At 35.9% G+C, this 13,724-nt stretch carries 16 protein-coding genes; 6 read left to right on the top strand and 10 right to left on the bottom strand.

Going from position 1 to position 13,724, the window contains the following annotated elements:
- The first annotated feature begins 16 nt into the window (after positions 1-16).
- From kdpC to NSQ08_RS02405, 3 genes are all read left to right on the top strand, one after another.
- Positions 17-598, top strand: a complete 582-nt coding sequence (kdpC, locus tag NSQ08_RS02395) for a K(+)-transporting ATPase subunit C (protein ID WP_137076683.1) — start codon at positions 17-19, stop codon at positions 596-598.
- 56 nt (positions 599-654) lie between these two features.
- Positions 655-1,809, top strand: coding sequence for a KdpD-like non-kinase potassium sensor (kdpDN, locus tag NSQ08_RS02400; protein WP_002029873.1), 1,155 nt, complete (start codon positions 655-657; stop codon positions 1,807-1,809).
- Between the two features lie 149 nt (positions 1,810-1,958).
- Entirely contained in the window at positions 1,959-2,813 is an 855-nt protein-coding gene (locus tag NSQ08_RS02405) for a patatin-like phospholipase family protein (RefSeq protein ID WP_002029877.1), read from the top strand.
- 72 nt (positions 2,814-2,885) lie between these two features.
- Here NSQ08_RS02405 and NSQ08_RS02410 read toward each other — a convergent pair whose 3' ends face one another.
- The gene (locus tag NSQ08_RS02410; protein WP_002029878.1) at positions 2,886-4,187 is read right to left on the bottom strand and encodes an NCS2 family permease; all 1,302 of its coding nucleotides are present in this window, start codon (positions 4,185-4,187) and stop codon (positions 2,886-2,888) included.
- 224 nt (positions 4,188-4,411) lie between these two features.
- Between NSQ08_RS02410 and NSQ08_RS02415 the strand changes: the two genes are divergently transcribed.
- The 3 genes from NSQ08_RS02415 to NSQ08_RS02425 all read left to right on the top strand — a co-directional run bounded on the left by NSQ08_RS02415 (position 4,412) and on the right by NSQ08_RS02425 (position 6,676).
- Positions 4,412-5,278 carry an SDR family oxidoreductase gene (locus tag NSQ08_RS02415; protein ID WP_002087502.1) on the top strand — a complete coding sequence of 289 codons (867 nt, stop codon included), beginning with the start codon at positions 4,412-4,414 and terminating at the stop codon, positions 5,276-5,278.
- Positions 5,279-5,499: 221 nt separating this feature from the next.
- A complete protein-coding gene (locus NSQ08_RS02420; protein ID WP_002029880.1) occupies positions 5,500-6,261 on the top strand; it encodes a L,D-transpeptidase in 762 nt (253 codons plus the stop codon).
- 163 nt (positions 6,262-6,424) lie between these two features.
- Complete coding sequence (locus NSQ08_RS02425) at positions 6,425-6,676, top strand: hypothetical protein (RefSeq protein WP_002029881.1); 252 nt, start codon at positions 6,425-6,427, stop codon at positions 6,674-6,676.
- A 32-nt stretch (positions 6,677-6,708) separates the two neighbouring features.
- Here the strand turns inward: NSQ08_RS02425 and NSQ08_RS02430 are convergent, their stop codons facing one another.
- From NSQ08_RS02430 to NSQ08_RS02470, 9 genes are all read right to left on the bottom strand, one after another.
- The gene (locus NSQ08_RS02430; RefSeq protein ID WP_002029883.1) at positions 6,709-6,924 is read right to left on the bottom strand and encodes a DUF1540 domain-containing protein; all 216 of its coding nucleotides are present in this window, start codon (positions 6,922-6,924) and stop codon (positions 6,709-6,711) included.
- Positions 6,925-6,996: 72 nt separating this feature from the next.
- Positions 6,997-7,449, bottom strand: a complete 453-nt coding sequence (locus tag NSQ08_RS02435) for a thioredoxin family protein (RefSeq protein ID WP_002029885.1) — start codon at positions 7,447-7,449, stop codon at positions 6,997-6,999.
- 12 nt (positions 7,450-7,461) lie between these two features.
- Positions 7,462-7,881: a disulfide formation protein C gene (locus tag NSQ08_RS02440; RefSeq protein WP_002125372.1), complete on the bottom strand. Its 420-nt coding sequence runs from the start codon at positions 7,879-7,881 to the stop codon at positions 7,462-7,464.
- Between the two features lie 165 nt (positions 7,882-8,046).
- Positions 8,047-8,295, bottom strand: coding sequence for a YhdB family protein (locus NSQ08_RS02445; RefSeq protein WP_001195459.1), 249 nt, complete (start codon positions 8,293-8,295; stop codon positions 8,047-8,049).
- A gap of 121 nt (positions 8,296-8,416) precedes the next feature.
- Positions 8,417-8,926 carry a PCYCGC motif-containing (lipo)protein gene (locus tag NSQ08_RS02450; protein WP_002029887.1) on the bottom strand — a complete coding sequence of 170 codons (510 nt, stop codon included), beginning with the start codon at positions 8,924-8,926 and terminating at the stop codon, positions 8,417-8,419.
- Between the two features lie 45 nt (positions 8,927-8,971).
- Positions 8,972-10,081 carry a GerAB/ArcD/ProY family transporter gene (locus tag NSQ08_RS02455; RefSeq protein WP_002029888.1) on the bottom strand — a complete coding sequence of 370 codons (1,110 nt, stop codon included), beginning with the start codon at positions 10,079-10,081 and terminating at the stop codon, positions 8,972-8,974.
- Positions 10,082-10,093: 12 nt separating this feature from the next.
- A complete protein-coding gene (gene gerYC, locus NSQ08_RS02460) occupies positions 10,094-11,176 on the bottom strand; it encodes a spore germination protein GerYC (protein WP_002140451.1) in 1,083 nt (360 codons plus the stop codon).
- Entirely contained in the window at positions 11,173-12,678 is a 1,506-nt protein-coding gene (locus NSQ08_RS02465; RefSeq protein ID WP_002140452.1) for a spore germination protein, read from the bottom strand. Before NSQ08_RS02465 ends, gerYC begins: the two co-directional genes overlap by 4 nt.
- Positions 12,679-12,912: 234 nt before the next feature.
- Positions 12,913-13,515, bottom strand: a complete 603-nt coding sequence (locus NSQ08_RS02470) for a hypothetical protein (RefSeq protein ID WP_002029891.1) — start codon at positions 13,513-13,515, stop codon at positions 12,913-12,915.
- Positions 13,516-13,724 lie beyond the last annotated feature (209 nt).

Here is a 13,724-nt window from a genome sequence, read left to right on the forward strand (position 1 = left end):
GAAGAGGGGAAAAAAGATGGCGAAAAAACAAAGTATACTTTCACCAATTATTCGTATTACTTTTACATTTCTAGTTTTGTGCGGCCTTGTATACCCGCTTATTGTAACTGGTATTGCGCAAGCGGTAATGAAGGATAATGCGGATGGAAGTCTTATATATAATGATAAAGATGAAGTAGTTGGTTCAAATTTAATCGGTCAAAATTTCACAGATCCACGTTATTTTCATGGACGTGTCTCTAGTATAGAATATAAAGCAGAAGCATCTGGTTCAAATAACTATGCACCGTCTAATCCAGATTTAGCAAAACGAGTTGAGAAAAGTATTGCAGAGTGGAAGGAACAAAATCCAACCATTCCAGTTACAGAAGTACCGATAGATTTAGTGACGAATTCAGGTTCAGGGCTTGATCCTGACATTAGTCCGAAGGCGGCTTCTGTGCAGGTAGATCGCATCTCAAAATTAACGAATATTCCGAAAGAAAAGCTAGATCAATTGATTAAGGATCAAACAGAAGGAGCTGCACTCGGTTTATTTGGAGAGGATCGTGTAAACGTCTTAAAGCTAAATTTAGAATTGCAGAAATTAATGAAATAGTAACAGTGCTACCTCAATCTAACGGATTGAGGTAGCGTTGTTTCGAAAGAAAGGTTGTGAGTGTTTTGTATGCGGATGACTATAAACCGACGTTTCAAAGGCGAACGCCAGAAGAGTATTTAGAATATATTCGGCAGCAAAATCGCGGAAAGCTAAAGCTATACGTAGGGGCTGCACCTGGAGTTGGGAAAAGTTATAAAATGCTATTTGATGCAAGAGAGATGAAAAAAGACGGTATTGATATTGTAGTTGGTTTAATTGAAACACACGGTAGAAAAGAGACGGAAGAAGCAATTGCTGATTTAGAAAAAGTTCCTTTAAAAGAAATAGATTATAAAGGGAAAGTATTTTATGAACTTGATGTAGAAGGAATTATAAAGCGGGCACCACAAATTGTTGTTGTGGATGAACTTGCGCATAGTAATATTCCCGGGTCGAAAAATAAGAAACGTTACATGGATGTGCAGGAATTGTTAGATGCCGGTATATCTGTATTATCAGCGTTTAATATTCAACATTTAGAAAGCGTTCATGATATTGTAGCTCAAATTACGAATGTCAAAGTACGAGAGCGTATTCCAGACTTTATTTTACAAAAAGCAAATGAAATTCAGCTTGTTGATGCAACACCTGAGGTACTACGGAAGAGATTAATAGATGGAAAGATATATAAGGAAGAAAAAATAGAGCAAAGCTTACAAAACTTCTTTACGATAAATAATTTAGGGGCATTAAGAGAGTTATCACTTCGAGAAGTTGCAGATGATATGGATGAGAAAATTAGCCAAACAGTAATAGAACCGATCGGTGTGAAAGAAAAAATTCTCGTTTGTGTACAATACAGTTCAACAGCAGAGAAATTAATACGGAGAGGTTGGCGCATGGCTGATCGGCTAAATGCTGAATTGTATGTGTTAAACGTTGAAAGAGAAAATATAGATTCTATTTCAGCAGGCAAAAAGCAAACGATTGAAGAATGGAAATCGCTAACGAATCAATTTGATGCGAGCTTTGTATTAGAAGAAGCAAAGGGAAGAAAGCCCGCTGATGTTATTATTGAAGTTGCAAAAAGACTACAGGTGACACAAGTTTTACTCGGGCAATCGGCGAGAACACGGTGGGAAGAAATACGAAAAGGTTCTATTGTAAATGAAATTATGAGACAAACGAAGTATATTGATATTCATATCGTTGCTGATCAAAGAGCTTAAAATAGAGACCGGGTTGTTGAGGAGTCTCTATTTTTCTTTTTTTCAAGCCTTTTGAATATAATTTCTGAAAGAACTCATATATAATAGAAAAAGATACTTAACATAGTGAATAATTAAAGAGTCAATATATATAAAGAGGAGAGAATAACATGCTTGAAAATACGGGGTTAGTATTAGAAGGCGGCGGTATGCGTGGTGTATATACGGGCGGGATATTAGAATATTTTATGGAACAAGATTTATATTTTCCATATGTAATTGGTGTATCAGCTGGTGCTTGTCATGCAGCGTCGTATCTTTCCAGACAAAGAAATAGAAATAAAACAGTAAATATTGATTATGCATCACATCCGCAGTATTTATCGTATAAAAACTTGTGGAAAAAACGTCAGCTATTTGATATGGAATTCATTTTTCATGAAATTCCAGAAAAGCATGTACCGTTTGATTTTGAAACATACTTTAATAGTCCAGAGCGTTTCCTTGTAGGAACAACTGATTGTGAAACAGGACAGTCTGTTTATTTTGAAAAAGAGGGAACGAATGATGATGCACTAAATTTATTGCAAGCATCTAGTTCATTACCTTTCATTGCACCGGCAGTAAACTACCGAGGTAAGCAATTGTTAGATGGCGGGATTTCAGATCCGATTCCAGTTCGTAAAGCACAGGAAGATGGATTTAAAAAATCAGTCGTTATTTTGACGAGAAATCATGGTTACGCGAAGAAAAAATCAAAATTTGGTTGGATTGCAGCAAAGGCTTATAAGAAGTATCCAAACCTTGTAAATACGATGCTGAATCGTTATGAAGTGTATAATGAAACACTTCACTACATTGAAAAAGAAGAGCAAGCAGGTAATTTATTTGTTATTCGCCCAGAAGTGCCGCTTCAAGTAGATCGTATGGAAAAGGATACGGCTAAATTACAAAGTTTATATGAGCAAGGCTATGAAGATGCAAAGAGACAATTTGCAGATTTGCAGACGTTTTTGCAAAAATAATAATTAGGCTGTGGAGAAGGAGTTCTCTGCAGCCTTTTTTATTTATGAAAAAATCCCTCTTTACGAGGGATTTTAATGTGGTAAGAAAACTAATTGATAAGCGAACAAGATCCCGAATAAATACACAAGTGGGTGAACAGCACGGAATTGTCCTTTTGCCACTTTCATAAGTGGGTATGAAATAAATCCAAGTGCAATACCTGTTGAGATACTTGATGTAAGTGGCATGCTTAAGATTACTAAAAATGCTGGGAATGCTTCATCGAATGTATCCCAATCGATGTGGCGAACTGAGCCCATCATAAGACTACCAACGATAATTAGTGATGGTGCTGTAATAGCTGAAACGCCAGAAACAGCGCTCACTAACGGTCCGAAGAATGCTGCTAATGCAAATAGAACAGCTACTGTAACAGTTGTTAAACCAGTACGACCACCAGCTGCAACACCAGCAGATGATTCAATGTAAGCTGTTGATGGTGTTGTTCCGAACATAGCTCCAATTGTTGCTGAGAATGAGTCAGATAGAAGAGCTCGTCCTGCTTTTGGAAGCTTTCCATCTTTCATAAATCCACCTTGTTGTGCTACACCAAGTAATGTTCCAGTTGTATCAAATAGTGTAACAAGGAAGAATGAGAACACAACGCCGTATAATCCGTAGTTAATTACATCAGATACAGCAGTAATTGGATTTGAAACGATAATTCCTTCTGGTAATCCAGGCATTGATGTAACGCCGCTTGAGAATGTTAATTGACCTGTGAAGTAAGCAATAATACCAGTTAATAACATTCCGATAAATAGTGCCCCGTTTATATTTAAAGACATAAGGATAATTGTAATTCCAAGGCCAGCTAATGCTAGTAGAACTGGAGCAGAGTGAAGGTCGCCAAGCCCAACTAAGTTTGCATCATTTTTTGTAACAATTCCCGTTAAGCGCAAACCGATAAAAGCAATAAAAAGACCGATACCAGCAGTAAGTGCATGTTTTAAGTTCTCAGGAATTACTTCCATTAATTTCGTACGGAAAGATGTGAATGATAACAAAATTAAAATCATACCTGCTACGAATACAGCAGAGAATGCAATTGCGAAAGTCATGCCTTCATGGGCTTTTACAACAGAATAAGAGAAGTAAGCATTTAATCCCATACCTGGTGCAATTGCGATTGGTAAATTAGTAAAGATCGCCATAAATAATGTTCCGACAACAGCAGCGATAATTGTAGCTGTAAATGCTTGTTCAAACGGAACACCTGCATCCCCAAGGATGACAGGGTTTACGACAATGATATATGCCATTGTTAAAAAGGTAATAATACCTGCCATAATTTCAGTTTTAATAGAAGTTTTATGTTTTGAAAGGTTAAACATATAAACATCCTTTCTTTTTACGAATAATTTTCACAACAGTTATATATAATATTCGTTTTTTAACTATTTTGCAATAGTTTTGCATAAAAACTTTAGAACAACTCATATTTTATGTCGTAAATTCGAATATTAATCGTAAAACTGTGTGTGCATCGCGGTTCTTTAATGTGTAAGTAGTTTTTTTTATTGTGCGCATTATAAGGGGAAAGGAGTTGAAGGAAGTTATGCCGCAGCAAAAAAACTTTTTAACAATGCCAGCACAACATCAAAATAAACAACCTGGTATTGAATCGTTAATGAATCCTCTTCCAAAGTTTGAAGATCCAAATTATAAAGGAAGTGAAAAGTTAAAAGGAAAGAATGTATTAATTACAGGAGGAGATAGCGGGATTGGAAGAGCTGTTTCTATCGCTTTTGCAAAAGAGGGAGCAAATATTGCGATTGCTTATTTAGATGAGGACGAAGATGCAACTGAGACGAAACAACTTGTGGAAAAAGAAGGCGTGAATTGTGTATTATTGCCGGGAGATTTGAGTAATGAACAACATTGTAAAGAGATTGTAGAAGAGACCGCCCAGCAGCTAGGGGGGCTAAATGTTCTTGTGAATAACGTCGCACAGCAATATCCGCAGCAAGGACTAGAGTATATTACAGCGGAACAGCTAGAAAAAACGTTCCGTATTAATATTTTTTCTTATTTTCATGTTACAAAAGCAGCCCTCTCTCATTTAAAGCAAGGGGATGTAATTATAAACACGGCATCTATCGTTGCGTATGAAGGAAATGAAACGTTGATTGATTATTCTGCAACGAAAGGAGCGATTGTCGCTTTTACAAGATCGCTATCTCAGTCGTTAGTACAAAAGGGAATTCGTGTAAATGGTGTTGCACCAGGCCCAATTTGGACACCGCTTATTCCATCCAGTTTTGATGAGAAAAAAGTATCACAGTTTGGGAGTAATGTTCCTATGCAAAGGCCTGGTCAGCCGTATGAATTAGCGCCTGCATATGTATATTTAGCGTCTAGTGATTCGGCATATGTAACGGGACAGATGATGCATGTAAATGGTGGAGTAATTGTGAATGGATAGTTTTCATTTATAAGAGCAAAGTAAAGTTAATTGTATTTATCCCGCTATTTGCGGGCAGTAAGACTCCTACCTAACAATTCGGTGAATACAAGGAAGTTAGGTGGGAGATAAATGTCCGTAAATGCTCGATTGGTGAAGGCTAATCCTCAGTGGGGATGGACAAAATCCCCCAACGAGTAAAGTTTCACTTTATTATGATGTTAGTGCTAGGGAGGATTTAGATGAAGAAAGTATGGTTTATCGTAATCCTATTTTTCTGCCTGCCAGCTAGCGTTTTTGCTAATACAGATCATTTAATATTAGTTAACCTTACGACGAATCAGCTGTCTTTTTTTGAAGATGGAAACTATACTAAGACATTTCCGATAACGACAGGAAAAGACAGGACCCCGACGCCTGAGGGTAATTTTTGTATTATAACTAAATATAAAAATAAAGAATACCATCGTAAAAAAATAGCTGGGGGTGCTCCGAATAACCCTCTCGGTACGAGGTGGTTAGGTCTAGATAAAAAGGAATATGCAATTCATGGAACAAATCGGGAATGGACGATTGGAAGCAGGGAGTCGAATGGTTGTATTCGCATGCACGATCGGGACATACAATGGTTATACGACCGGGTACAATTACAGACGAAAGTAATTATTTCTCGTTTTCATACGAGTCCCGAATATGAAGCGTATAAGCTTGGTTATCGGGTTGTGAGTTGGAATGGTCGTAAAGTAGAAGAAGAACAAATTGGAATGCTTACGTTAGTAGATCGTGTAAATATATATTGGCAAGAACCAAATGGACAATTGACGAAAGTAAAAACGGTATTGCCAAATGAAAAATATACAGTGTATTCAAAACGAAAAGATGGAACCTATTATATAGGAAACAATTTGTATATTGTAGATGTAACGGGAGAAAAAATTCGTTATGAGCAATTACCTTATTCGATTTTAAGTAACATATATAAAAGGAAATATAATGTTCCATAATAGCTACCGTGTATAGGCGGTAGCTTATTTGTGATGAAGTTTAGTTGGTTTTAATGATTTCATACCAATCGCGCGCCTGTAAATAGTGAGATAAAAAAATTGAAACAGCAACTATTATGTTTTGCTGAATATAATACAGTACAGACTGGGGGGCGGTCACATTATGAAAAGTGAATTTGCATTTAAAATTTTCTTAATCACGACTTGTTTATTTATCGTGTATTTATATGCGTTACTCGTCTTCTCCTTTTATGTTCCATATATTGATTTAATATTGTTCGTTGGATTTATTTGGGCATTTGTTAAAGCGAGGGAAGGGGAGAAGAGTGTATATCGGCGCATTACTTTATGCGGGACGGTCCTTCTCGTTATTTTGTACTTTTTTATGATGCATGATGTTTGGAGAGGAATGTAAAAAAGCATACGACTAATCGTATGCTTTTACGTTTAATATTTCGGTTTAAATGTATGACAACACGTTTCTACACTCGTTGTTACAGAACTTTCAAGCGTCTCGTTTGTTAAAGTAGCGTTTGTATATGAACTGTTTTCAATTTGACCTGCTTCTTGTGCATCAGGTTGAACAACGATTGCACTTGCTTGACAAAGGTTACCTTGTCCCCAAAATGAGCAATTGGAAACAGAGCATTTCACTTCTGGCATAAAACCCCCTCCTCATACATTAGTGTGGGATTTTACGCCCATTTCATGTATAGAAGGAGTTTCCTTTTCTTATTATTTTTTCGTTTGCTCAAGCCACTCTTTTAATTTGTCTTCCGGTTGTTCGCCGCTAATACGGCTCACTTCTTTACCGTCTTTAAAATGAATGATTGTTGGAGTTCCTTTAATTTTATATTCATCCCAAGGAGCATCTAATTTTTCAATATCCATAACTTTCATATCAACATTCAAGTCTTTAGCCATTGGTACTACGATAGGAGATAATTTTTGGCAATGAACGCAAGATGTTTGATAAAAGTATACTGTTTCTTCTTTTTTCTCTTTTAAATTCTTTTGGAGATCTGAAAGAGAGATTTTATTTGTGTAGTAGTCAGAACCATCTGTTTGACTAGTAGCATTATCAATTTTTTGGCTTGTTGAAGCATTTTTTTCTTCCATTTGTGTTACAGCGAAAATTGCTGCAAACAAGGCGATAATAATACCGCCAAATATAAGCATTTTTTTCATTCTTTCATCTCCTTATTTGTTTTTAATTACGATGAAGCTACAAACAGCGATTGTGATAAAGCCGATAAGTGCTAAAAACGGGATTGTCACAAAGCCGAACCAGTTTATGTATTCTCCCGTACAAGGTACGCGGCCGCAAGCTGCCCCAGCAGCTGAAAATGCTGCGATTTTTTGAATTGCATAGTGATATAAAGAAATACAAGCACCAATACTTGCGATTGGTAAAGAATAACTTGCAATGCGATAGTCTTTCTTTACTACAGCGATACCGAGCCATAAAACAAATGGATACATAAAAATACGTTGATACCAACAAAGGACACAAGGCTCAAATTTCATAATTTCGGAAAAGTATAGACTTCCTAATGTAGCAATAAACGAAGCTCCCCATGCAGCAAATAAAGCATACTCTTGCTTTTTTTCTCGTCCCATATTTTATACCTCACTTATAATAGTTACATACTAAATTATAGTATGAAGTGGTAGGGAAAAGAAAGAAAAAATATGTTTATCAATAAAAGTTTTATAAGGAGAAACTTTTATTGATATAAACATTTTAAAAAAGCGCTATTCTCATAAAGAGAATAGCGCTATATTTTACATTTGAATTTGCTCTACTTCTTCTACATGTGACTTTTGGGATGCGTGGTCAATATATTGAAATAGGAGCTGCAATTGTTTATCAACTTCTGGTAGTTCTTTACTGTATTGATAAGCGTGTAAAAAATGCTCAATACGCTTAGAAAATAATTGATCGTTCGTTTGAACCATGAGAACGAGTAATTTATCCCAATTACAGCAATACGTGTAATAGAGAGCTTTATCATAGTCGTTATATGTTTGCACTGTGTACCCTCCTTACCGAGGAGTTATATATAGTGTGTGACAAGTAAGGAGAAATACACTTGAAAGAATTTGTTAAGAAAAAAGGTGAATGAAAAGAGAAAAACGAGGGATTTCCTCGTTTTTATGCTTTTGGCATTGGCGTAGGTGTTGGCTTGCCATACCCTTCTTTGTATTTATTGTCGATATAGTTACGAATTTCGAGCGTTGATTTTCCTTTTTGTTTCATGGAAGCCGATTCAACCGCGATTTCTAGGCAGTTGACACAAGTTGTTGCGTGGGAATCCCAAACAACTTCACCATTCTTTTTAATTTCACGAATAAAGCAGTTTTTATTGTTTTTATGTCCTACACTCTCACCGCAACCGCAGTAACATGGAATCCAATCTAATAGCTCTGCATTTTGTCCAGCGACAGTGTAGATATCTTTCATTTGCGGATCAAGCTTGTCTAGGAAGGTAGGGAGTGTGTCGACTCCTTTTGTCTTTTCTTGAATATCAGCTTGCTGAGTATGTGATGCGTGGTCATGCTCTTCTTTTGATTCAGAAGATTTTTTTTCATTTGTACCAGTACTCCCGCATCCAGCAAGAATTAAGCTTAGTACTACAAGTAAAGAAAATACATACTTTTTCATTCGCTTGTCCCCTTTACAAATGTATTAACCAAATTGTATCAAATATCATGGTGTGTCGGGTGAAGATTTTTTCGACTGATTTTTGAAGCGCCATCGTAGTGAATGGAATAGAAATAAAATTGGGATATAAGCGTATACAATATATAAACCAGCTTGAGACAGTACTGTATTTAATGTATTGATACTTTCACGGTTTGTGAAAAATAAGGATGAAATAAATATAGCTGCAATAAAAAATGGAAGTGTAATTTTAAATGGTACGTGAAAAGACCTTTTACTAATGCAACAAGAAGACCAAATTGTTAAACAAAGATTAGGTAAAATAATAAGATACCACATGAAAATAATGATGTACTCAAACCTTTGGATAAAAGGAATCTTTATGATTTTTAGCATTGTTAATGTTGGCCAAATTGTATGATGTAGTTGTCCTTGGCTATAGTACATAAGGGAAACAATGGCTAGTATTACGTATAGAATTGTTGTAAAAGCAATACCACCGTGCGCCCATTTATTTAATGATTTTTCTTTTTTTATAAATGGATAAAAAACAAGAATTGCTTCAAATCCAAGAAATTCTAATGCAGATGATTTCGCTGCAGTTAGAATTTCTAAAGGTGAATGAGTTAGAATTGGGAGAATGTTACGGACATGCGCGTATTTCATTGGGAAAACTAAGAAAAATAGGACGAAAATCGGTATTACGACGCCCCAAAAACATATTCCTGTTACAGAGCGAAAACCACCTTTAATTACGTAGTAAGTCACAAGTAAAAATAATAAAGTTAATTTCCACGGTTTAATTGTAGGGAAGACCCAAACTTGAATGACTTCAATATATGTACGAAGGACAGTAAGGCAAAATAATAGAAGGTATGCAGCAAAGCATACGGACAAAAATGTTCCAATCCACTTTCCGAAACATGTCGTATGAATATTCATTAAATCATTATCTTTTTCTAACATTTTAAGCATGCAAAATAGCACGATATGAGTTGCAATGCCCGCAACAATAAGAGAAATCCAAGAATCATAACCGGCATATTGCGCAATAATCCTTTGGTATCCTAACACACCTACTCCAATTTGAAGGGAGTGTAATAGAAGAAATGTGAAATAAGGGGAAACAGTATGTGTTTTATCTTGTCCAGCCATTACAGCACCTCACTATTCTCCGATACCAGATTGCACGACATTGATTTGCACATGAACAGCAACGTCTACATTAGGGTACATTTCTTGAATTTGTTTTATAGTCCATTTTCTTGAATGACTACGAATTTCTTCTTGTATACCTATCGGATCGATTTCTTTTTCTTGGAATTGTTTTATTAATTCGTTTAAATGCTTCTCAAGCGTTTTTTCTACATGTTTTTTTACGTAAGTTATATTTTCGTGCTTTGCTAAATCGAGCCAGTCGGGAGCATTTTTTATAAGTCCGTTTAACTTTAAGTGGATGTTAACTTTCGGAATGTCACCGTTTTGGGAAAGAGAACAAAAACTTTTCCCGGATAAGTTTTGAGTAGCGATCAATCCTTTATGCTTACCTTGACGTATCGGAACTTCGTAACGACCATTTTTAGTTGGATTAATGAGTAGTTTTAATAAAAAAGATCCTTTTTTATCTGTGTACATAACCACTTTATCCTTTTTTAAAAAAGCAATTCCTTTAATGGAAGCAGACTTGTCTTCATCAACTTTAATATAAGGAAGAAATGGATCGCATCCAGATGAATAAAAGTTATATAAAAAAATATTTAAAGCTGTCCGAGGGATTGTCTCGGTTTCTATATTTTGCTCCAGTAAATCAGATAGATATAGCGATCCATTCGTTTTGACATGTTTAAGTAATTCTTCTGTTGAACCATCTACAAGCGCTAGTTGCACATCTCGGCCAATATTAGGATCACGTTGTAAGTTGTTAATAACATCCCCAATTCCACGTTCACCAAATGATTTTCCAAATAGGACAACACGCATTTGACCTACAGCGATCGTATGTGGTGATTTGGCGTTTAGAAGTGAAGAAATTGTTTCAATTGTATCTGCGGTAGTTGACTGAGTTTCTGGTTTTGATTGAACGCCTTTTGTGTAATCGGGATATAAGATTGTCCCGCGAAATTTTTTATCTTTCGTTATATCAAATCCACCTATATGAATCATTCGCTGTGTGTCTACTATATTCGGTTGTGTACAGCCGGATTGGAAAATTAAAATGATAATGGAAAAGCATAATAAAGTATTTTTCATTTCTCTTCACCATCATGTTTTTCTTTCGCTTTGTTTGGATCATAGCGCCATTTCTTTTTTGGTCTTAGAAAAGAGGCACGTCCTGCAGTTTGACTAAATGGCAAGCGAAAGAGACCTTCTGCCGTTCCTAAACCGCGAAATGGATATAGAGGTAATAAATAAGGTGATCCAAGTGATTTTAAGCGAATTAAATGAGCTAATATGAGTACGAATCCTACAATGAGACCTAAGCCCCCAAATGCACCAGCTAAAAGAATAAGTGGAAATCGTAGTATCCGGATAGTAGAAGACATTTTTACAGTTGGTGTTGTAAAAGAAGCGAGTGCTGATAAAGCAACTGCAATTAATAAAATGGTACTCGTTAAAGCAGCCTGAACAGATGCTTGGCCAATTACAATCCCGCCAACGATGCCGATTGTTTGTCCAACTTTTGTAGGTAATCGTGCTCCAGCTTCACGGAGCAATTCGATTGTGATTTCTAAAAAAAGTGCTTCTAAAATGGGCGGAAAGGGTACATTAGCTCTTGAAAAAATAATCGGACCTAGTAAATCCGCAGGAATCATTTGATAGTGATACGTTAATACAGCTGTATAAATAGCTGATGAAAATAGCGAGAATGCTGCTCCGAAAAAGCGAACCATTCGAAGAAATGAGCCTGCTATCCATGGTAAATAATAATCTTCTGGAGATACGAAGAAATCGAGTAATGTCGCCGGTCCAGCTAATGCGTATGGTGAACCATCTGTTAAAATGACAACACCACCATTAATGAGTGCATAAACAGAACGATCTAAGCGCTCTGTAGGTAGTAAAACAGGGAAGGGAGAGTTACTATTATCGCTAATAAATTGTTCGATCATAGTCGCATCGAAAGGAACATCAAAGTCAATGCCTTGTAGGCGCTGCATTGCAGTATTGACGTGCTGATCATTTGTAATGCCTTCGATGTAAGCAACTACGACCTTTGTTTTTGATATAGAACCAACTATAACTTCTTTGAAAACTAATTGTTCTGTTACGATATTTCGTCGAAGTAAGTGTATATTTGTATCGATATTCTCAACGAAGCCGACTTTTGGACCGATGACACTATATTCATTCTCTGTATCGTTATATAACCTTGTACCTAAAACTGAACTTTCAGCACGAATAAGTGCATATTCTGCTGAGTGAGAATCATTTTTTAGCTGAATAAGTACATACCCACTTAATAATTTTTCACGAATATCATCAATAGAAGGGTCGGTGATGATGTCCTCGAGTGTGACGATATTTGCTATATCACTTATATTTTCAATGTGATCTAATTCTCTTTTAATAGGTGTTAAAATGAATCGATTAATGAGGAGGGATTCAGCTGTAGATTTATAATAAAACAAACACAATGTTCCATCGTCTACTACGTTATAAGACACGAAATCACTGGATTCTTTCATAGTGTGGATAAACTCCGGAATAGAACAGAGTGCTTTTTTCTTCTTTTTAGATGATACACGGAACATTTCCTCACCCCTTACACACATCATTTACTTGTGTTAGTTTTTGGGAAAGACGGGAATTTATACTTGAAAATTGAAAGTTCATAAAGTGAAGGCTAATAATCGGGATTTTACGGGCAGCACGACTCCCACCTAACTTCTTTGCTCCAGCCGAATTTTGAGGTGGGAGTTTTACTACCCAGAAATAGCGGGATAAAGAAAAGGAAGAGTATTGAATATCTCTTCCTTTTTGACAGGCTAATTTGTTTTCTTTTCTTTAATAGACTTCACTAATTTAATCATTTCTGCCCGTATATCTTCTTTTTTAACATTTAATTTTTCCGCAATTTGTTTAATATCCATCCCATCTTTTTTCATTTTTAGTACATCGTCAAGAGGGGTATTACTTTTTTGAGAGATGATTGTTAACACGGTAAGTTGGCGTAAGCCGATGTTATATTCTTTCATTTTTTGTTTCAGTCCATCTGGTGTGGACTTTTGCATATTTGCTAATTTTTGCAGTAGTGCTTTTTTCGTTTCTTTATTCATATGATGCTTTTTCAATTTACTTGGGTCTACACCGAAATGCTCGGCTGTTTTCTCCCAAGATTTATTTTGCTTATAGTAAGCTAAAACGTCCTTAATTTCTTTTTTACTTATTCTTGCAATGTGGGCAGCTTTCCAAATTTCATGTTTATTATAGCCGAGTTTTTCGAGCGACTGCATTTCTTCTTCTGAAATAGGCTTATGATGGTGCATTGTTACTTCTTTTGGCGTGGCAGCGGAAGCAGAAGCAGGAAAGACAGATATCCCGCACAATAATGCTGCCATAGTCATACTTACTGCGATTTTCTTGTACATATAAACTCCTCCTAGATGGGTAATGTGGAAAACTTACACATATCATTTCCATAAAATGTGAAAAACTTGTGAACAAGTTAAGTTTTTTTATTCACAGTATAAAAAGAAGTTTTTCATGGTTTTCCAACATAAAACATTGATTAATAGTGAAAAACTAGGTTATAATCGAAATTGAAAATCAATATCAATGACGGATTTATACATATAGA

It is taken from the genome of Bacillus sp. FSL E2-8887 (assembly GCF_038007205.1).
Classification (GTDB): Bacteria; Bacillota; Bacilli; order Bacillales; family Bacillaceae_G; genus Bacillus_A; species Bacillus_A mycoides.